The 17781-nt window shown below is 60.3% G+C and carries 21 protein-coding genes; 12 read left to right on the forward strand and 9 right to left on the reverse strand.

Translation table 11 applies throughout. The annotated features are described in order from the left end of the window. Positions 1–187: 187 nt before the first annotated feature. Together AC27KI_RS04090 and AC27KI_RS04095 are read left to right on the forward strand one after the other, a co-directional pair. The gene (locus AC27KI_RS04090) at positions 188–628 is read left to right on the forward strand and encodes a type II toxin-antitoxin system RatA family toxin (protein ID WP_272568720.1); all 441 of its coding nucleotides are present in this window, start codon (positions 188–190) and stop codon (positions 626–628) included. Continuing rightward, positions 621–977 carry an RnfH family protein gene (locus AC27KI_RS04095; protein WP_317358652.1) on the forward strand — a complete coding sequence of 119 codons (357 nt, stop codon included), beginning with the start codon at positions 621–623 and terminating at the stop codon, positions 975–977. The genes AC27KI_RS04090 and AC27KI_RS04095 overlap by 8 nt, the downstream gene beginning before the upstream one ends. Positions 978–1052: 75 nt before the next feature. Here AC27KI_RS04095 and AC27KI_RS04100 read toward each other — a convergent pair whose 3' ends face one another. Then, complete coding sequence (locus tag AC27KI_RS04100) at positions 1053–1568, reverse strand: DUF4124 domain-containing protein (protein ID WP_487088479.1); 516 nt, start codon at positions 1566–1568, stop codon at positions 1053–1055. A gap of 105 nt (positions 1569–1673) precedes the next feature. Between AC27KI_RS04100 and guaB the strand changes: the two genes are divergently transcribed. From guaB to AC27KI_RS04125, 5 genes are all read left to right on the forward strand, one after another. Continuing rightward, the gene (gene guaB / locus AC27KI_RS04105; protein ID WP_272552260.1) at positions 1674–3149 is read left to right on the forward strand and encodes an IMP dehydrogenase; all 1476 of its coding nucleotides are present in this window, start codon (positions 1674–1676) and stop codon (positions 3147–3149) included. A 75-nt stretch (positions 3150–3224) separates the two neighbouring features. Further along, entirely contained in the window at positions 3225–4844 is a 1620-nt protein-coding gene (guaA, locus tag AC27KI_RS04110) for a glutamine-hydrolyzing GMP synthase (RefSeq protein WP_284402196.1), read from the forward strand. 301 nt (positions 4845–5145) lie between these two features. Beyond that, complete coding sequence (locus AC27KI_RS04115; RefSeq protein ID WP_487112679.1) at positions 5146–6402, forward strand: tyrosine-type recombinase/integrase; 1257 nt, start codon at positions 5146–5148, stop codon at positions 6400–6402. Between the two features lie 60 nt (positions 6403–6462). Then, entirely contained in the window at positions 6463–6738 is a 276-nt protein-coding gene (locus tag AC27KI_RS04120) for a hypothetical protein (RefSeq protein ID WP_487112681.1), read from the forward strand. Between the two features lie 4 nt (positions 6739–6742). Beyond that, positions 6743–7267, forward strand: a complete 525-nt coding sequence (locus AC27KI_RS04125) for a helix-turn-helix transcriptional regulator (protein WP_487112683.1) — start codon at positions 6743–6745, stop codon at positions 7265–7267. Positions 7268–7286: 19 nt separating this feature from the next. Here the strand turns inward: AC27KI_RS04125 and AC27KI_RS04130 are convergent, their stop codons facing one another. Continuing rightward, positions 7287–7625: a helix-turn-helix transcriptional regulator gene (locus AC27KI_RS04130; protein ID WP_487112747.1), complete on the reverse strand. Its 339-nt coding sequence runs from the start codon at positions 7623–7625 to the stop codon at positions 7287–7289. Positions 7626–8035: 410 nt separating this feature from the next. On the opposite strand from AC27KI_RS04130, the gene AC27KI_RS04135 reads away from it, so the two are divergent. Genes AC27KI_RS04135 through AC27KI_RS04145 form a run of 3 tightly spaced genes read left to right on the forward strand, consistent with a single transcriptional unit; the run spans position 8036 to position 9342 of the window. Beyond that, positions 8036–8515: a hypothetical protein gene (locus AC27KI_RS04135; RefSeq protein WP_487112685.1), complete on the forward strand. Its 480-nt coding sequence runs from the start codon at positions 8036–8038 to the stop codon at positions 8513–8515. A gap of 19 nt (positions 8516–8534) precedes the next feature. Next, positions 8535–8888, forward strand: coding sequence for a hypothetical protein (locus tag AC27KI_RS04140; protein WP_487112687.1), 354 nt, complete (start codon positions 8535–8537; stop codon positions 8886–8888). Beyond that, positions 8836–9342 (forward strand): TIGR02391 family protein, encoded by a 507-nt coding sequence (locus tag AC27KI_RS04145; protein ID WP_487112689.1) that lies wholly within the window; start codon positions 8836–8838, stop codon positions 9340–9342. Before AC27KI_RS04140 ends, AC27KI_RS04145 begins: the two co-directional genes overlap by 53 nt. Positions 9343–9349: 7 nt before the next feature. Here the strand turns inward: AC27KI_RS04145 and AC27KI_RS04150 are convergent, their stop codons facing one another. From AC27KI_RS04150 to AC27KI_RS04175, 6 genes are read right to left on the reverse strand one after another with little or no spacing between them, the layout of a single operon-like run. Next, a complete protein-coding gene (locus AC27KI_RS04150; RefSeq protein WP_487112691.1) occupies positions 9350–10372 on the reverse strand; it encodes a hypothetical protein in 1023 nt (340 codons plus the stop codon). Positions 10373–10410: 38 nt separating this feature from the next. Next, positions 10411–11673, reverse strand: a complete 1263-nt coding sequence (locus AC27KI_RS04155) for a hypothetical protein (protein ID WP_487112693.1) — start codon at positions 11671–11673, stop codon at positions 10411–10413. Between the two features lie 49 nt (positions 11674–11722). Then, positions 11723–13444, reverse strand: coding sequence for an ABC-three component system protein (locus AC27KI_RS04160; RefSeq protein ID WP_487112695.1), 1722 nt, complete (start codon positions 13442–13444; stop codon positions 11723–11725). Further along, on the reverse strand, positions 13441–13689 hold the full coding sequence (locus AC27KI_RS04165) for an ABC-three component system middle component 6 (protein ID WP_487112697.1): 249 nt from the start codon (positions 13687–13689) through the stop codon (positions 13441–13443). Before AC27KI_RS04165 ends, AC27KI_RS04160 begins: the two co-directional genes overlap by 4 nt. Continuing rightward, positions 13686–14606, reverse strand: a complete 921-nt coding sequence (locus AC27KI_RS04170) for an ABC-three component system protein (protein ID WP_487112699.1) — start codon at positions 14604–14606, stop codon at positions 13686–13688. Before AC27KI_RS04170 ends, AC27KI_RS04165 begins: the two co-directional genes overlap by 4 nt. 48 nt (positions 14607–14654) lie before the next feature. Continuing rightward, the gene (locus tag AC27KI_RS04175; RefSeq protein WP_487112701.1) at positions 14655–14849 is read right to left on the reverse strand and encodes a type II toxin-antitoxin system RelB/DinJ family antitoxin; all 195 of its coding nucleotides are present in this window, start codon (positions 14847–14849) and stop codon (positions 14655–14657) included. Between the two features lie 389 nt (positions 14850–15238). Between AC27KI_RS04175 and AC27KI_RS04180 the strand changes: the two genes are divergently transcribed. Further along, complete coding sequence (locus AC27KI_RS04180; RefSeq protein ID WP_487112703.1) at positions 15239–15586, forward strand: DUF2958 domain-containing protein; 348 nt, start codon at positions 15239–15241, stop codon at positions 15584–15586. A 7-nt stretch (positions 15587–15593) separates the two neighbouring features. Here AC27KI_RS04180 and AC27KI_RS04185 read toward each other — a convergent pair whose 3' ends face one another. Continuing rightward, positions 15594–16292: a DUF6988 family protein gene (locus tag AC27KI_RS04185; protein WP_487112705.1), complete on the reverse strand. Its 699-nt coding sequence runs from the start codon at positions 16290–16292 to the stop codon at positions 15594–15596. Between the two features lie 639 nt (positions 16293–16931). Between AC27KI_RS04185 and AC27KI_RS04190 the strand changes: the two genes are divergently transcribed. Beyond that, complete coding sequence (locus tag AC27KI_RS04190; protein ID WP_487112707.1) at positions 16932–17759, forward strand: DUF932 domain-containing protein; 828 nt, start codon at positions 16932–16934, stop codon at positions 17757–17759. Positions 17760–17781: the final 22 nt, after the last annotated feature.

A 17781-nucleotide genomic window follows, 5' to 3' on the forward strand; every position in this document is an offset into this window, starting at 1 on the left:
TTTTTGTTGTCGGCGATGCGGGACTGTGTTTCGGGTTTTTTGGCCATGGGTTATAGGTGCGGCGCAAACCGGGAGATGAAAGCCCTCCCTACAATCGTTGTCGTCTCGCTTCCAAGATTTTAGGCCCACGCGCTCCAGGCCCTCCGTAGGGCATCCGGCCCTTTGCCCTGGGCGCCATGCTTCATCCATGAAAAACGTCAACAAGTCCGTCTTGATCTGGTACAGCCCCGAGGAAATGTTCGCCCTCGTCACCGATGTGGCCAAGTACCCGGAGTTTCTGCCCTGGTGCGACCACGCGGCCGTGCTGGACCAGGACGCACAAGGCATGACGGCCGAGGTTGGCATCGCGCTGGGCGGGCTGCGCAAGACATTCGTCACGCGCAACACGCAGGAGGCCGGGCGCCGCGTTCAGATGCGCCTGGTCAAGGGGCCATTTTCGCAACTGGACGGCGACTGGGTTTTCCATCCCGTGGGAGACGGCTCGCAGCGCGCCTGCAAGGTCGAGCTGACGCTGAACTATGGTTTCGACAGCGTGGCGCTGGCGGCCTTGGTCGGGCCGGTTTTCGATCGCATTGCCGGCACGATGGTGGACGCGTTCATCCAGCGCGCCGAGCAGGTGTATGGCTGACAGGCCGGACACATCCGCTGCTGGGGCGGCGGTGGAGTGGCTGACGGTGACGGTGGTGCACTCCTCGGCACCCCGATCGACCGTGGAGCGGGTCTTGCCGTTGCCCAGGGGGGCCACCCTGGCCGATGCATTGAAGGCCTGCGGGCTGGCTGCGGGCGACAGCGCCTGCGGCGTATGGGGCAGGGCGGCGGCGCCCGACCAGGTTTTGCAGGACGGGGACCGGGTGGAGCTGTACCGGCCTTTGGTGGTGGACCCCAAGGTGGCGCGGCGCGAGCGTTTCGCCCGCCAGGGGGCCCGGTCCACCGGCCTGTTCGCGCAGCGCCGGCCGGGTGCGAAGGCCGGCTATTGAGGGCTGGCGGGCACGGGGGTATTTGACATGCCCTTGCGGGTGGTCATCCAGTGACCGTGCCGGGTTCTGCCCGGCTCAGCGCGGCGCGCACTCGGACGCGATCACACTGTCGGCGCGGCGGGCCTCCGCGGCCTTGGCGGATTCGTCCATGAACACGCGCTCTCCCTGTGCATTGGTCTGGCTGAACAATTGGCCGGATGTCATCGCTGCCTTGGATTGCCGTGCCCGCTCGCAGTTTTCGGCCCGCAGCTTGGCCTGGCGCTCGTCGTCGGCCCTCTTCTTGGCGGCCTCTGCCGCGTCGGCCTGGGCCTTGCGCTCTTCCAGTTCCTTGTCTTTCCCGCTGGGGCGTGGCGCACTGGCTGCCGCCATGGCGGCAGAAGCCCCATCCGCCGCAGGCGGCACGGCAACCGGGCGGGCCGAGATCGCATTGCCGCCGGGCTGCTTGAGAATGCTCTTTTGCGGAATCTCCGTTGGCGGCGGCCGGTCGCTGAAGACCTTGCGGCCGTCCTTGTCGATCCACTGCCATTGCGCCGCAGCGCCCATGGCCCACGTGCAGGCGAGGGCGGCCAAAAGAAGCTGGGGGGTTTTCATGCGATGCAAGTTTAGCGGCCGAAGCCCCTTGGCGCCATGGTTGCCAAGCCACAACGCGAGCACACGCACGGCCCGCAGGTACAATCCTTTTTTTGGAGCTTTCTCATGCGCCTTCTTGGAAAAGCGCTCACCTTCGACGATGTGTTGCTGGTGCCAGCGTACTCCCAGGTCCTCCCCAAGGACACGTCCCTCGCGACGCGACTCTCCCGCAATATTTCCCTGAACCTGCCGCTGGTGTCCGCCGCCATGGACACGGTCACCGAGGCGCGCCTGGCCATTGCCATCGCGCAAGAGGGCGGGATGGGGATCGTGCACAAAAACCTCACGCCGCAGGAGCAGGCCGCCCACGTGGCCAAGGTCAAGCGGTACGAGTCCGGTGTCGTTCGCGATCCCGTCGTCATCACGCCCGAGCACACCGTTCTGCAGGTGTCGCAACTGTCGGAGCAACTGGGCATCTCGGGTTTTCCGGTGTGCGACGGTGGCAAGGTCGTCGGCATCGTGACGGGGCGCGACCTGCGCTTTGAAACGCGCTACGACGTCAAGGTGCATGAAATCATGACGCCGCGCGACAAGCTCATCACGGTCAACGAGAAGGAAGGCACTTCTCCCGCCGCGGCCAAGGCCTTGCTCAACAAGCACAAGCTCGAGCGGCTGCTGGTGGTCAATGACGCGTTCGAGCTCAAGGGCCTGATCACCGTCAAGGACATCACCAAGCAAACCAGCTTTCCCAATGCCGCCCGGGATGCCGCTGGCCGCCTGCGCGTCGGCGCGGCTGTCGGCGTGGGCGAGGGCACGGAAGAGCGCGTGGAAGCGCTGGTGAAGGCCGGAGTCGATGCCATCGTGGTGGACACGGCCCACGGCCACAGCAAGGGCGTGATCGACCGGGTGCGCTGGGTCAAGCAGAACTACCCGCAGATCGACGTGATCGGCGGCAACATTGCCACGGGCGCTGCTGCGCTGGCCTTGGTGGAAGCCGGCGCCGATGGTGTCAAGGTCGGTATCGGCCCGGGCTCCATCTGTACGACCCGCATCGTGGCGGGTGTGGGCGTGCCGCAGATCATGGCCATCGACAACGTGGCCACGGCGCTCCGTGGCACGGGCGTTCCTCTCATCGCCGATGGCGGCATCCGTTACTCCGGCGATATCGCCAAGGCGTTGGCGGCCGGCGCCAGCGCCGTGATGATGGGCGGCATGTTTGCCGGCACCGAAGAAGCGCCGGGCGAGGTCATCCTGTTCCAGGGCCGCAGTTATAAAAGCTACCGCGGGATGGGCAGCATCGGCGCCATGCAGCAGGGCAGTGCGGACCGTTACTTCCAGGAGTCCAGCACAGGCAACCCCAATGCGGACAAACTGGTGCCGGAAGGCATCGAAGGCCGCGTGCCCTACAAGGGGTCGATGGTCTCCATCGTGTTCCAGATGGCGGGCGGTGTGCGCGCCGCCATGGGTTACTGCGGTTGCGCCACGATCGAAGAAATGAACAACAAGGCCGAGTTCGTCGAGATCACCACCGCAGGCATCCGCGAAAGCCATGTCCACGATGTGCAGATCACGAAGGAAGCGCCCAACTACCGCGCCGACTGATCTTGTCGCCACCTCAGGCCCGAACCCTTCTTGCGGTGTTCGGGCCTTTGTTTTTTCCTCTCCCCGCCGCCTGCCATGCAACACCAGAAAATCCTCATCCTCGATTTTGGCTCCCAGGTCACCCAACTCATCGCGCGACGAGTGCGCGAGGCGCATGTGCTCAGCGAAGTGCACCCCTGCGATGTCACGGATGAATGGATCCGCGAATATGCCAAGGATGGTTCGCTCAAAGGGGTGATCCTCTCCGGCAGCCATGCCAGCGTGTACGAGGACACCACCGACAAGGCCCCGCAAGCCGTGTTCGAACTGGGCGTTCCCGTGCTGGGCATCTGCTACGGCATGCAGGCCATGGCCCACCAACTGGGCGGCAAGGTCGAGGGCGGGCACAAGCGCGAGTTCGGTTTCGCGGCGGTGCGTGCACGGGGCCATACCGAACTGCTGCGCGACATTGCCGACTTCACCACGGAAGAAGGCCACGGCATGCTCAACGTGTGGATGAGCCATGGCGACAAGGTCACGGAACTGCCCCCGGGCTTCAAGCTCATGGCCAGCACCGAGAGCTGCCCCATCGCCGGGATGGCGGATGAAGAGCGCAAGTTTTATGCGGTGCAGTTTCACCCGGAAGTCACGCATACCGTGCAGGGGAAGGCGCTGCTGGAGCGGTTCGTGCTCGGTATCTGCGGCGTGCGTCCCGACTGGATCATGGGGGACTACATCTCCGAAGCGGTCCAGAAAATCCGCGACCAGGTGGGCGACGAAGAAGTCATCCTGGGGCTGTCCGGCGGGGTCGACTCCTCGGTGGCGGCGGCGCTGATTCACCGCGCCATCGGCGATCAGCTGACCTGCGTTTTCGTGGACCACGGCCTGCTGCGTTTGAACGAAGGCGACTTGGTCATGGAGATGTTCCAGGGCAAGCTGCATGCGAATGTCATTCGTGTCGATGCGAGCGATCTGTTCCTGGGCAAGCTGGCAGGCGTGAACGACCCGGAAGCCAAGCGCAAGATCATCGGCGGCGAGTTCGTGACGGTGTTCAAGCAAGAGGCCGCCAAACTGAAGGCGGGCGACAAGGGGCACAAGGGTGCCACCTTCCTCGCGCAAGGCACCATCTATCCCGATGTGATCGAGTCGGGCGGCGCCAAGAGCAAGAAGGCCGTCACCATCAAGAGCCACCACAACGTCGGCGGTTTGCCTGAGCAACTCGGCTTGAAGCTGCTGGAGCCGCTGCGCGATCTATTCAAGGATGAGGTGCGCGAACTGGGCGTCGCCCTCGGGCTGCCGCCCGAAATGGTGTACCGCCATCCATTCCCCGGGCCGGGCCTGGGCGTGCGCATTCTCGGCGAAGTGAAAAAGGAATACGCCGATTTGCTGCGGCGCGCCGACGACATCTTCATTCAGGAACTGCGCAATTTCATTGATCCAGGCACTGGCAAGAGCTGGTACGAGTTGACGAGCCAGGCCTTCACCGTGTTCCTGCCCGTGAAAAGCGTGGGTGTCATGGGGGATGGGCGCACTTACGACTACGTGGTGGCCCTGCGCGCCGTGCAAACCAGTGACTTCATGACCGCGGATTGGGCAGAGCTGCCTTACGCGCTGCTCAAGAAAGTGTCCGGACGGATCATCAATGAGGTGCGCGGGATCAATCGAGTGACCTACGACGTCTCCAGCAAGCCGCCCGCGACGATTGAGTGGGAGTGAAATCAGGTCCTTCGGGGACTATCGCCACTTATCGAAAATTCGTCGTAACGTATTGATTTCAAAGAAAATACGTCACGGCAGCTATCGGTGACTATCGCCGGGCAGCGAAGCGGATTGACGGTAGAGGTGACGGTAAGAACCGGAGGCCGGATTAAGACCTCCTTGTTTACTATCGAGACCAAATCGGTCTTTGACGGTAAATCACTCCTCTGGAAAGCTTGTTTCATGCGGCTTTCCGGGCATCAGCAGGTCTCCTGACCCCTGACGGTAAAAGCCGTCATGAACAGGAGGATAAACCTCGATGCTTACCGACACCGCACTGCGCAATTTCAAGCCTAAGTCCAAGACTTACAAGGCTTCCGACCGTGACGGCATGTACGTGACGGTATCGCCCACCGGTACCGTCACCTTCCGCTACGATTACCGTCTCAACGGTCGCCGTGAGACCCTGACCATTGGTCGCTATGGGGCGGCGGGTATTTCGCTGGCGTTGGCTCGCGAAAAGCTGATCGACGCCAAGAAGGCTGTAGCCCAAGGCAAGTCCCCGGCGCATGAGAAGCAGCGCGAGAAGCGCCGCCTGACCGCCGCCAAGAACTTTGGCGACATGACCGCCCAGTGGCTCGCCGGCGCCAGAATGGCCGACAGCACGCGAGCGATGCGCAAGAGCATCGTCGATCGGGACATCCTGCCGGCCTTCCAGAACCGCTTGCTCAACGAAATCACCGCCGATGACTTGCGCGCTTTGTGCGGCAAGGTGAAGGGGCGGGGCGCCCCGGCCACTGCGGTGCATGTCCGCGACATCGTGAAGCAGGTCTATGCCTTCGCCATCCTGCATGGTGAGAAAGTGGACAACCCGGCGGCCGACGTGGGTGCGGCGTCGATTGCAACCTTCGTGCCCAAGGACCGTGCCTTGTCGCCGTTGGAGATCCGCCTGATGTGGCGGCAAATGGAGTCGGTGGCCACCTACCCCACCATCCGGCTGGCGCTGCGCATGATCCTGCTGACGCTGGTGCGCAAGAGCGAGCTGATTGACGCTACCTGGGACGAGGTCGATTTCGAGAACGCGACCTGGACCGTTCCGAAGCAGCGGATGAAGGGACGCAACCCGCATGTGGTCTACCTGTCGCGCCAGGCGCTGGACATCCTGGTGGCGCTGCACACCTGCGCGGCCGGATCGAAGTTCGTGCTGCCATCGCGCTACGACTCCGACCGGAGCATGTCCCACGCGACCCTCAACCGGGTCACGCAGATCGTGGCGCAGCGGGCGAAGGCCGCAGGCTTGCCGCTGGAGCCGTTCACCGTCCACGATCTGCGCCGCACAGGCTCGACGCTGCTCAACGAGATCGGATTCAACCGCGACTGGATCGAGAAGTGCCTTGCGCACGAGGAGGGGCGTTCCTCGCGCTCGATCTACAACAAGGCCGAGTACGCCGAGCAGCGGCGCCACATGCTGCAGGAGTGGGCCAGCATGGTCGATGCCTGGATCGACGGGCAGACCTATGTGCCAAAACTGATGCCGGACAACGTCGTCGTGCCGGTGTTGAGTGCATTGGCCTGAAGCAGGGCCAAGGTTGTCACTTGACAACCTTGGCAATCATTCCCATACTGGAGACTGTTGATGGCCCGTTCCTCTCATCCGAAGAAAGAGGTCGAGGAAGCACTCAGGCATGCCGAAGGGCAGGGTTGGCGCGTGGAAGTCGGCGGCAGCCACGCCTGGGGGCGGATTTACTGCCCGTACAACGACGCGGAATGCCGTTGCGGCGAGTTCTGTATCACTAGCGTGTGGAGCACGCCGAAGAACCCTGGCAACCACGCGCGTGCCTTGCGGCGCGTCGTGGACAACTGCACCACGCATCGCAAGCCGCTGGAGGCCGCCGACGATGCCGAGGAGTAGCACGATGGAATACACCTTCACCCTGAAATACCAACTCGCCGACGATGACCGTGAACCGAATGCGCTGGTCGAGCGCCTGGGCGAGGCGGGCTGCGACGATGCCCTGGTCGGCATCGGGCAGCCGGGGCGGCTCGCACTGGAGTTCACCCGCGAGGCGGACAGTGCGGACGAGGCTGTGCGCAGCGCGCTGGCCGACGTGCGGTGTGCCGTGCCGTCGGCCAGGCTGATCGAGGTCGCGCCAGATTTGGTTGGGCTGACCGATGTGGCCGACATCGTGGGCGTGTCGCGGCAGAACATGCGCAAGCTGATGCTGGCCCATCCCGGCAGCTTCCCAACGCCGGTGCATGAGGGCACTGCGTCGATCTGGCACTTGGCGGATGTGTTGGCCTGGTTGCAGGCCAAGGGCAACTACTCGCTGGCCAAGGACGTTCTGGAGGTGGCGCGCGCGGCCTTGCAGGTCAATGTGGCCAAGGAGGGGCGGCGCCTATCGCGCTCGGCTTCCAAGGAGTTGGAAGCTCTTGTTGGATGAGGGGGGGCCGTCGTCGGCCTCATTCCTGACCGGAACCCGCCCGAACAGGGCGGGTTTTTCGTAGATGGACATCCGGCCTGATGGCGCTGGTGCGCGGTGCTCTTTTGCGCTCGTCGATCCAGGCCTCCACCTCGGCCAAGTCCCACACTACGCAGCGCGTCGTCAGATTGAAGCGCTTCGGAAACTCGCCGCGACGCTCCATTTCGTAAATCGTCGTCTCGGCCAGGGGGACGATCTGGCGCAGCTCTTGACGGCGAATAGTTCGCCGAAATGGCAGAACGCCGTGCTTCGGGAACTGCGGGAGATCGCCGTAGGCGTTCGAGCCGGGCAGGGGGTGGGATGCGGGCTGCGGTCGCATCTCGGCGCTGTTGTCTCGGTCGATTCTTGCTGACGGGTTATTCTCCATGTCGAACTCCATGGTTGTTCGGCGATATGGCTTGCCACCGCGTAACGATATGGTGGCTTTCATTGGCTATCGCGGAAACTCACATGAGCGTAGAGGGGCGTACTGAAGACAAACAGCCACCGGAAAAAGGGGAGAGCATGGCGACGACAACGGTTTCTCCGATTCACTTTGAGGACTACAGCAGTCTTCAGTTTGAGCGCCTTGTCTTTGCGTACCATGTGCGCGCTGGCTGGCGTGACTTGATCTGGCACGGCCAATCGGTAGGCGACCAAGGGCGGGACATCTCCAGGCGGAAAATTCTGACGACGTTTCGATCGGTGCATGCACCCTTTGACGTGAGTCTTTAGTAGGTGAGCATGGCAATGGCATTGTCCGCTGATCAAATTCAGTATCTCAACCATCATCCGCCAGGCGAGGCTGTAGCACGCGCGTTGTCCGAACTACTGGTCAATGACCATGACTTGCTCGGTATCGACGCTAACGAACGATCAATCACCTTTCGCTTCGCGTTGTATCTCCAACAGTATTTTCCTGACTGGAGCGTGGATTGCGAATACAACCGCGACGGCATTGAGCCAAAGCGGCTCGGACATCTGGAGCTGTATCCGGACAGCGAAGACGTTGAGGCGAAGACCGTATTCCCAGATGTGATCGTTCATCGGCGAGGCACAAGAAGGAACTATCTGGTTTTGGAGTTCAAGAAGTCAACGAGCCGCGTTGACCGACTGATCGACCTTCGGAAACTTCGGGGCTACAAGCAGCAGCTTGGATACGAGCATGCCCTGTTTGTGGAAGTCGGCACCGAAGGGCAGGCGATCATCACCATGCTTGAATGGGCTTAAGAGGAAGCAGGGAAAACTCATGACACGTATTCCACTGTTCAGCTCGCGGCACCTCGAAGCTGCGTGTCGGGTGCTAGCCGATACCGAGCGCGGCTTGAGCGGTACGCAAATCGAGCGCTTGCTGCAAGAGATTGAGGTCGCCGATACTTCACCCGGCATGACCAAGTGGAAGCGGCTGTTCAATGCGCTGGCTGGTGCGCAGAACCAGCACCAGCTCGGCAACCATCTCATCATGTTCATCAACCGAGCGATGAACCCGGTGAACTACGCCCGCGACGCCGCGGCGTTCGCATGGCGGCGCGACGAACTCAATGTGGTCCTTGCCTTCTCCGGCTTTTTTCGTGCGCGAAGATGGCAGGGTTGGGTACGCTGATAAGGCCACAACGCTTGACGCAGCGCGCGCACGAGCTGGACGGCTTAAGGCCGCGCTGGAAAGCCGTGTCGTCCACGCGGAAGTGCTGAACTACTGCCGTGCCGAGCTGCTGGACGAAAACTACTTCCATGCCGTCTTCGAGGCAACGAAGGGCGTTGCGGAGCGGATTCGCCTACTGTCGGGTTTGAACGGTGATGGCGCTGACCTAGTGACCAAAGCATTCGCGGGCCAGCAGCCTGTTCTTGTCTTGGGGCCACTCACCACCGAGTCCGAAAAGAGCGAGCAGAAAGGCTTTGCCAATTTGCTTATCGGCCTGTTCGGTGCCGTGCGCAATCCTCTGGCCCATGCACCCAAGACGAATTGGCCCATGTCGGAACAGGATGCACTGGATATCCTGACCCTCGTTTCATTGATTCATCGAAAACTGGATGGCACGACTCTCGCGTCGCCGTGACCTTCGCTCAGTTGCTTGAATTCAGAGCCTCTGAAAATTTCACGCGATCAAGCCCCCAGTAGTCAAGAAGGCAAAACAGAATGCTGCGCAGCTCAACGCTTGCGGATCCGTGAGACTGAAACTGTCTGGCCATGGCCAACTGCTCGAACTCTCTTGCTGCACCAAACAATGTTCGGGCGACATCATTCTTTGAGAAATAGTCACCCAGTATTGCTGTGTTGAGTTGGGCAAGCTGCCTTTCAACGTTTGCTCGCACTTGTCGAGAGATTGCCGGTCCATCGGCCGCGTGTTCCTCTACCAGACCCATTGCAACATTCAAAACCTTTTTCAGACCCGAACTTCCACGCGAGCCATAAGTGAATCCGTCTTTGATGGCCTCACTACGCTCGCTTTGCTCTAGGAACGATAGCTCCTTCATGGAGAAGTCTATGGCTACCGCAATGAATGAACATATGAGATAAAGGCACCTCAATGCAGTTTCCCGCTGCATTCCCTTGGTAATGGACTGCTCTGCAAAGAACTTTCCCTGACCAAGCCATTCATTGCAGCTATCAAATGAAAGAGACTTGGCTAGAAGACTTTTTGACAAGACGATTCGACCACGCCAGTCACCGTCCAGTTTGCTCAAAGAGTAGTCGTTGATCCTGGAGAAAAACTCATCGTCGGAAAGTCTTGTTGCATTTTGATCTTCTGACTTTGCAAGCTTCCCCAAGAATGTCCCATCCAGAACTAGGACGCCAAGATCTCGTCCAAAGTCTTTTACCTCCGGTCGCTTCTCTGTGGTTGCCACTATTGCATTTGTCGCTTTTGCAGCAATGCGAAGCCCTTGAACCCAAAAAATACGCTCTATCGCTTGAGGCGTTCTCTTGTTCTTTGCATCGACCAGAGTAATCTCTCGCGAAACCGACGAAGTCCGGCTATACAGCCACAGATCTATATCAGTCACGTCGAAGCCTTCATAAACGAAGGGTACGCCACGCGCGACATAGTAGCCAGCCTTCAGGAAATAGCTGCGCAGCAGTTCTTCCATCTTCGGGCCTTTGGTCAGAGCTTCCTGCGTTCCTTTACTCACAGCCCGCCTCCCGTTCGAAGGATGGATAGCATGTCGTTCGTCGCCTTTGGGCTCATTTTGGTTTGTGTTCTTCGAGCCTTTTCGCGATTGTGTTCTGGGCCGTTGAAGGTGGTGACAGCGGCCGTTGGCAAAGCATTCAAAGAATGCTCGCTCACATCGCCTTGTCGTATGGCTTGAAGTGCTAGTTCGCCAACCTCCTTCTTCAGCAGGCGCAACATTGGGCCGCTACGTCCCTTCTTCGTGCCTTGTTTAACTTCGACCACACCCTTCAGTTCGAGAACCTTGTAGTCCTCAGCGATCGCGCGAACGGGCCCAACACTCTCGCCTCTGACGAGAGCACCTAGAAGGGCATCGACCATTTGAATCTGGCCACGTTCATAGTAGCTCTTGGTCATGCCATAGGTTACAGAACTGACAAAGGCCTTTGCAAGATCGAACGCATCGTCGACCATCGAGTTACTAAATTTTGAGAACGCCGACGGTAAGGTTAAGAAGCCAACGTCTTCAGTTGAGTTGCTGACCACGCTGATGTCAAATAGGCCAATCGCGGTTACTTTCTGGAAGAGGGAATCCCCCAAGAACTGCTTTGCGTAGTCTGTCGTGACGCACGCCTTCTTTCTCAGTGTCTCAGTGAGTTCGTTCAGTTTTGATTGCTCTGTCGGGCTCAAAGAATCCAAAACAGCTTTGATCTTTTGAGTAGTATCGCGTCGGAACAGGTTGCCATTGAACAATAGCGTCTGGTTGCCGGGGATTTTCTCTGCATCGACAAAGCCGATTTGTTCCGCCTCTGTAAAGAGTTGGCTGAGATCCGCGCTAGCAAGCTTGTATGAGTCCGCTAAGTCAGCGGCGACATCATTTGCGAGAATTGGCGCCACAGATGCACGTTCAGCTAGCGCAATTGAAGCGACCTCGTTGGTGGCGGGTGAGAGTGAGTCGAAAAGATCTGCTGTGTGTTGCAGCGCAGTGGCGGTTGTTACGCCCAGCACGGCAACTCCACCTGACGATTTGTCGATGAGCGACTGTTGTTGCAGCACCTCGACGAGCTTTGGCAGTTCGAACGTCGTATTGATATTGGCCGCTCTGGCTAGGACCGCCAGTCTGTCATTGTTGACCGTGGTGTCCTTGTTCGCAGAAATAGCTGATAGAAGTATCCCGGCCTTCCCCGCCAAGTAGGTCTTCTCGTACCCTGACTGGTTGGTGACGCCTTGCAGCTTGTTCGTATGGTGGATCAGCCATGATCCTTTAGTTTTCTTGTCCATTTTTCTCTCCTTCAAGGCCCGCAGGCCCCCTCTGCAAAAAATCCTGGATTTATCCGAACCGTATACCGAACAGACCACCATCCTCGGTGGCATCGGTCAAACGTTTGGGTAGTACGTAATCGTTGAGGTCGAATCCTTCAATGGTTTCCTTGAAGGCGTCGTCTTCATTCATCGTCACTATGTACTGAAAGCCCAGCTCCTGCGCGATCTCCGAGCCAAGACGTAGCGCACTGATCACCTGGCGGCCGTCGACCCCATCAAAAAGATGGCTGTCATGAATCAGGAACCCAGGCCCAATTCCCCGCTTGGCGCACAAGCGCATGAGCATCATGTCGAAGCAGAAGATCTGCATGTTCTTGATGCCCTTGCTGCGTTCCCCTTGCATCGGAAATTTGAATACTGGTCCGTTGGAGGTTTCATCGACCGTCATGCTTCCGGCCGATTCATACAAGCGTTGTGAGGTTTCCTCGAAGGCGACAATGGCCTCTCCCAGTCGATCCTTTTGCTCGGTGAAGTCGCGCCGTAGGCGGATCGTGAGGCGGTTGCGCTCGATCTCCAATTCGTTCTTGGTGCCTTCGAGTTGCTCCGCGGCTTCGAAGCGTTGCCGTACTGATTCCACTTCGGATTCCAGCCGCCCCAGTTCGCCTTGCAGCTTGAGGAACTGTTCGAGGGCGCCATGGCTCTTAAGAATGCCCAGGATTTCAACGCGCCGCTGGTCGAACTGCGCCTTCTTACTATCGCGCAGTTCGATACGCAGTTTGGCAGCTTCGAGTTCGCTGGACAGATAGTCCTTGCGATTGCGCACTACAGATTCGTGAAAGCTCTTTACGTCCTCGTAGCGGCGCTTGACCAAGCCGGGTAGCACGACACCTGCCTCTTGATAAACCGCCTGGAGGTCTTCATGGTCTGGAGGTACCTCGGAGGCGAGGGCGCTTTCTAGATCGCGAATGGCCGAGAAGTCTATGGTATTGGCGTTGGCCAACTCGTTGAGCTGGCGGGTCAAGCTAGCGCTTTCGACTTCCAGTTGCCGGTACTCCGGCAAGACCTGAAAAGTCTCAACTTCCGCATACAGCTTCTTGAGACGGGCTTCCTGAATGGTCAGCTCCGTGCGCAAGTCGGCGGCCTTGCCGATGATTGAACCGAATGCGCCGTTCCCGGCCGCCTTCCTCAGCTCTTCGAGGGTTTTTTCCCGATCACGGACAGCTTGCCAATCCCGGGCAATCTGCCAATCCAGCCCGAGCAGAAACATCAGCGCCATCTGCATGTCGCCGGTCCCTTGCATCGTGGCCTGCTTTTCCGGCGTCATGAAAGCGCCGCTCGCCTGTCGGCGCACAAAGTAGGCAAACAGCGACCGGAACGAAGGCGGCTTGCTGCCCGCCGCTTCAAGGCTGCTCAGGCCAAACATTTGCTCACCGAGGAACGTACACCACTCGGTGGCCGAGAACTTGACCTTTGCGGCAGGCGGAGCTGTCACGAAGATCTTGGCTTTGGAACTACCGCTGCGCTCGACGACCGTTCGCTCCGCCTTCAGGTCGAAGTCCATTCCGAAAGTGTGTTCGGCCAGTTCCGGGGTGCGGAAGATCGAGTCCGGACCAGCCTCGGCGCCAAGAAGAAAATGCACCAGCTCAACAAAACTGGTCTTGCCGGCGCGATTGCGCGTTTGCTTGCTGGTCGCGCCCTCGGTTTTTTGAGCAAGCAGCACATTCAGGCCTGGCTTCAGATCCCCAAGATTCTTGAAGCTAGGCAGCGTGCTGAAAATGTGATGAATCACGCTGTCCTCCGTGCCACAAGGCCACTTTCAAGTTCGATGGTTCCAAGGGCATACAGGAGGTCGAGGGCAAGCAAGAACCAGTCATAGGAAATTCGCCGAGGCGTTGCGGCCAGGCCTGCGTCATGTCTGTTCAATTCCTCCCAAAGCGCGGAGACGGTCATGGGGCGTGCGAGGAAAGTCAAAACATGCGCACCGACGGTCAGTAACGCACGGTCCTGCGGCAGATGCTTGGAGGGCAGGATCATGCCGCCCCCATAGCTTGAGCATCTTCAAAAATCTCGCACTTGTCGAACAGGTATGCCATCACGGCCAACACTGCCGCCTTATGCGCAGGCGTGGTATTCGCCGTGCCTCCGGCCCATGCTTCTAAGCGGCCGAAGATTTCATCAGGATGAAGCGGCGGAACTCCGTCCCGCAGCTTCACGTATTCACTCTTGAACGCCTGCGCGATTTGTTCGCCGTAGGTAGGGTTCTTCCAGCTATTGAAGAACTGCGCGACGAGCGGCGACTTCTGCATGCCGATCTTCAGGAAGTCGGCAACAGCCTGAGACAGAAGGTTTGCCTCGATCTTTCCGCGCGACACGTTCTGCACCTCGCTCGTCGCGGGTACGGGCGCGATGCTGATATGGGTGAGCACAGCGGCCAGGTCGCTGAAGCCCAGATTGACGTTCGCTTCCATCGTTAGCGAGGGGCCAAACCAGGATTCAAGATCCTGAAGGGTCAACTGACGGAACTTCGCCAGCATTTCCTCGTACCCGCAGTGTCCGATTTTGATCTTCGGATTGTCTTGCTGGAGTTTGGCCAGGGCTTCGATGATGTGGGGGCCCAGACGCCCATCGGGTGCGTTGTGGACGAAGGTCCACTCATCGAAATATTTTTCCCAGTGCTCTTTGGCCCCCTCGAAGTCCTCGTTGATCTTCTTGACGGCTTCGGTGGCGCTCAATTCATTCGGCGCGTAGCTTTGGAAGAGGATTCGCGCGGAAGGGAGATATCCGTCGTTCTTCCGGTCTCCAACATTGCCCCAGGGCCGGCAAGCCATGAAGTCGTTGGGATGAGCCTTCGACATCAGCTTCTCGAACAGGCGTTGAAACCCATCCCCCTTGGATTCCAGGAAGGCGATGCGGAAGTCCTTTTCGTAGTTGAGCTGCTGTATGCGATCCATGCGGTCAGGCCCTGGCCTTAGTGTTCTTGGAGTTCTTCAGGCAGAAGCTCATGGCTTCTTGGTATCTGGCTGGGCCTGCACACGATTGATATCGAAAGGAAGTGCTTTATCGGCTGCAATGCGCGTGAGCAGCACCCGAATGGCGTCCGACACGGACAAGCCCATGCCTGCCAACACATTCGTGGCTTCCTCTTTGATATGCCCGTCAATCCGGGCGCGAACGACGTCACTGCTGCTTGCCATTACATGCCTCAAGCTCTGTTGTAGCTACATTGTGCTCCATTTGGGCTGCACTATCATTTGCGACTTGTTGCGGTCGTCCCACCGTACTGCCGTCGGGCTCGCGGGCGGTGCCTCGCGCCTCGGGTCGAGTCGCGGCCATCCGGCTTTGATCCCTGACGCCTCCGGCCCTGGCGGGACTGCGCGCTCCGCTTGCCCGATCCTGCTTGCATTGGGAGGGGAGGGCGGTCTTGCTGTTCCCTTCACCGTATCACGGCGTTCTCGCCGTCAAGGGCTGCGCGCGCTTGGCGCGCTGGCGTCCTGGCGGCCGTCGTGGACCCCTGACGGCTTGCGCTGCGCCGTGACCTGGAGCTTGCGGGCAATTCCGCCCGGCATTTCTTCAGGAGTTCACCATGAGCGCATTCATTACCGACGAGCAGCGCGTGCTGCTGCTGGCCAATGGCCATGAGTCCCAGCAGAACCCGGATTTCGATCCAGCGCCCGTGCTCAAGCTGTTCACGCCCGACGCCGGCGCAACCTGGCTGCTGACGGAGATTGACCCGGAGGAGCATGACCATGCCTTTGGTCTGTGCGACCTGGGCTTGGGCATGCCCGAGCTGGGCTGGGTCAGCTTGCAGGAACTGGCCACCGTGCGCGGTCGGCTGGGGCTGCCGATCGAGCGCGATCTGCACTTCCGCGCTGAGAAGCGGCTGAGCGCCTATGCGCGAGATGCACGGCACGCAGGCCGGATCATTACCTGACCTGACCTCACAGGGGCGTCGCAGGACGCCCCTGTGAGGGTTTCAGCAGATCCGGCAGGCAGTCGGCGAAGTCCGGCTGAATCTTGCTCATGGGTCTGGCAACGGACTCGTCGCCGGTGAGGACCGCCATCGTCATACCGGTCATGGTGCTCAGTCCGTTGGAGTTGCGCAGCACTTGCAGCGCCAAATGGACGGGAAAGCCGTCGGCACTGCGTCGCAGTGGGTGGATGCCGCCATGCACGAATGAATTCATGGCGTGCCAGGACACGTTCTTGAACTGGGTCAGCATCTGGTGCGCGGCTGGCGGCGCACCTTGTCCCACCCGTTTGCCGATCTGTTCAATCATTTCGCTGGCGCCGGGCAGATTCTTGGCCGCCTGTTCACTCTCTAGGGTCAGGGGAGCCATGAGCTTGTCGATCGCGGCATCGCTGGCGGCATAGAGCAGCCACATTCCCCGTGTCAGGGCCTCGAATTGCAGTCGCATGAGGCTGACGGCCGACGTGGGTAATCGCAGCGCCATCAACGCACGTAGTGCAAGCGCATGTTCCTCCGCGACCAGGCACATGCCCAGAGCCGCTTCGCCGCGCGGCGAGCCATCGAATTCGGCATCGCCCAGCAGTGCATCCAGCCGTTCGTGCAAGGCGTCGGAGCGTTGGAGCATGTGCTCCAAGGGATCGTCGATGTGGATGGTGGTCTTCTCCTGCATGTCGACATAGTACGGCGGTGCCTTCCGTGGGGCGTCCCCGGTCATGGCATGGCCGGTCGCGCTGTCGTGCTGCGCATCGAGCCACCTGCGGCGTCTCGCCCCCTACGGGCGTCCATCGTTCCCTCGCTTCGCTCGGCTGACGCCTTCGGCCCGGCTCGTTGACCCGGGCCTGCGCGCTGCGCTTGCCTCCAGGGGATCGGCTTGCAGCCCATCCCCGCCGCGCGCTGCTTGGCGCCCCTTGGATACCGCCGAACCGGCCGGGCCGGATCGGCCTTCGCGCCTGCGGCGCTGCGCGCTTCGCTTGCGTGGGGTCGGCGTGGAAAACGGGCCGTTGCCTGTCCAGCCATCTTCCCTGAATCCATCACCTTGCTCGCGACTGTAGCCCGCGGCCGGGTGCCGTCAAGGCGCACAGGGCCGTGTCCTCGGCTGCGCCTGCGGGCCGCACCAACCCTGCGCTTGTCTCCTTGACGGCACCCGGCCGCGCGCTCCTGACCGTCGCGGGCGATGAACTCAGGAAAGACGGTGGCAACGAGGCCAACCGGGTTCTTCGTGCCGACCCCACCGGAAGCCCGAAGAGGGCTCTGAATCTAGGAATCCGGTGAGGCTTTTCAACAGCCAACTTCGCCAGGAGAAATCACCATGCAACTCGCATCCCGTTTCGCTTCCCGTTCACCCGCGCTGCGCAGCGACTCCCCCCTGTCCGATGAGCAAATCCGCAGGGTGGCCCCGTCCATCTTTGCGGAAGCCCCGCACGAGAGCCGTTCCGAACGGTACAGCTACATCCCCACGGCGGCGGTACTGACCGAGCTTCGCAAGGAGGGGTTTCAACCCTTCATGGTGTGCCAGACCCGCGTGCGCCATGAGGGCCGGCGCGAGCACACGAAACACATGCTGCGTCTGCGCCATGCAAACCAGATCAACGCCCGTGAGGCCAACGAAATCATCCTGTTGAACTCGCACGACGGCACGAGCAGCTATCAATTACTGGGTGGCATGTTCCGCTTCGTTTGCAGCAATGGCCTTGTATGCGGCGACACCGTGGGCGATGTGCGTGTACCCCACAAAGGCGACGTGGCCGGGCATGTCATCGAGGGCGCTTATCAGGTGCTGGGTGGCTTTGAGCATGCGCAGGAATCGCGCGAATCCATGCAGGCCATCACGCTGGATACCGGGGAATCGGAAGTATTCGCCCGCGCCGCGTTGGCCCTCAAGTATGACGACCCAGACAAGCCCGCGCCCATCACGGAATCGCAAATCCTAATGCCGCGCCGCTTCGACGACCGCCGCCCCGACCTGTGGAGCGTGTTCAACCGCACGCAGGAGAACTTGACCAAGGGCGGATTACATGGTCGTGCGGCCAATGGCCGCAGGCAACAGACCCGGCCCGTGCAGGGCATTGATTCCGACATTCGCCTGAACCGCGCCCTGTGGCTGCTGGCCGATGGCATGCGCGCCCTCAAAGCCTGAACCCCTCTGATGTTTCCCCGCC

This window comes from Acidovorax sp. KPB24-03 (assembly GCF_057546605.1).

Coding starts and splice junctions, on each gene's coding strand:
- guaB (WP_272552260.1), top strand. CDS start 1,674: ATGCGCCTTCTTGGAAAAGCGCTCACCTTCGACGATGTGTTGCTGGTG.
- AC27KI_RS04120 (WP_487112681.1), top strand. CDS start 6,463: ATGGCCCGTTCCTCTCATCCGAAGAAAGAGGTCGAGGAAGCACTCAGG.
- AC27KI_RS04175 (WP_487112701.1), bottom strand. CDS start 14,849: ATGGCAAGCAGCAGTGACGTCGTTCGCGCCCGGATTGACGGGCATATC.
- AC27KI_RS04130 (WP_487112747.1), bottom strand. CDS start 7,625: ATGCGACCGCAGCCCGCATCCCACCCCCTGCCCGGCTCGAACGCCTAC.
- AC27KI_RS04190 (WP_487112707.1), top strand. CDS start 16,932: ATGCAACTCGCATCCCGTTTCGCTTCCCGTTCACCCGCGCTGCGCAGC.
- AC27KI_RS04180 (WP_487112703.1), top strand. CDS start 15,239: ATGAGCGCATTCATTACCGACGAGCAGCGCGTGCTGCTGCTGGCCAAT.
- AC27KI_RS04095 (WP_317358652.1), top strand. CDS start 621: ATGGCTGACAGGCCGGACACATCCGCTGCTGGGGCGGCGGTGGAGTGG.
- AC27KI_RS04155 (WP_487112693.1), bottom strand. CDS start 11,673: ATGGACAAGAAAACTAAAGGATCATGGCTGATCCACCATACGAACAAG.
- AC27KI_RS04100 (WP_487088479.1), bottom strand. CDS start 1,568: ATGAAAACCCCCCAGCTTCTTTTGGCCGCCCTCGCCTGCACGTGGGCC.
- AC27KI_RS04125 (WP_487112683.1), top strand. CDS start 6,743: ATGGAATACACCTTCACCCTGAAATACCAACTCGCCGACGATGACCGT.
- AC27KI_RS04170 (WP_487112699.1), bottom strand. CDS start 14,606: ATGGATCGCATACAGCAGCTCAACTACGAAAAGGACTTCCGCATCGCC.
- AC27KI_RS04165 (WP_487112697.1), bottom strand. CDS start 13,689: ATGATCCTGCCCTCCAAGCATCTGCCGCAGGACCGTGCGTTACTGACC.
- guaA (WP_284402196.1), top strand. CDS start 3,225: ATGCAACACCAGAAAATCCTCATCCTCGATTTTGGCTCCCAGGTCACC.
- AC27KI_RS04150 (WP_487112691.1), bottom strand. CDS start 10,372: ATGGAAGAACTGCTGCGCAGCTATTTCCTGAAGGCTGGCTACTATGTC.
- AC27KI_RS04140 (WP_487112687.1), top strand. CDS start 8,535: ATGACACGTATTCCACTGTTCAGCTCGCGGCACCTCGAAGCTGCGTGT.
- AC27KI_RS04115 (WP_487112679.1), top strand. CDS start 5,146: ATGCTTACCGACACCGCACTGCGCAATTTCAAGCCTAAGTCCAAGACT.
- AC27KI_RS04090 (WP_272568720.1), top strand. CDS start 188: ATGAAAAACGTCAACAAGTCCGTCTTGATCTGGTACAGCCCCGAGGAA.
- AC27KI_RS04135 (WP_487112685.1), top strand. CDS start 8,036: ATGGCATTGTCCGCTGATCAAATTCAGTATCTCAACCATCATCCGCCA.
- AC27KI_RS04185 (WP_487112705.1), bottom strand. CDS start 16,292: ATGCAGGAGAAGACCACCATCCACATCGACGATCCCTTGGAGCACATG.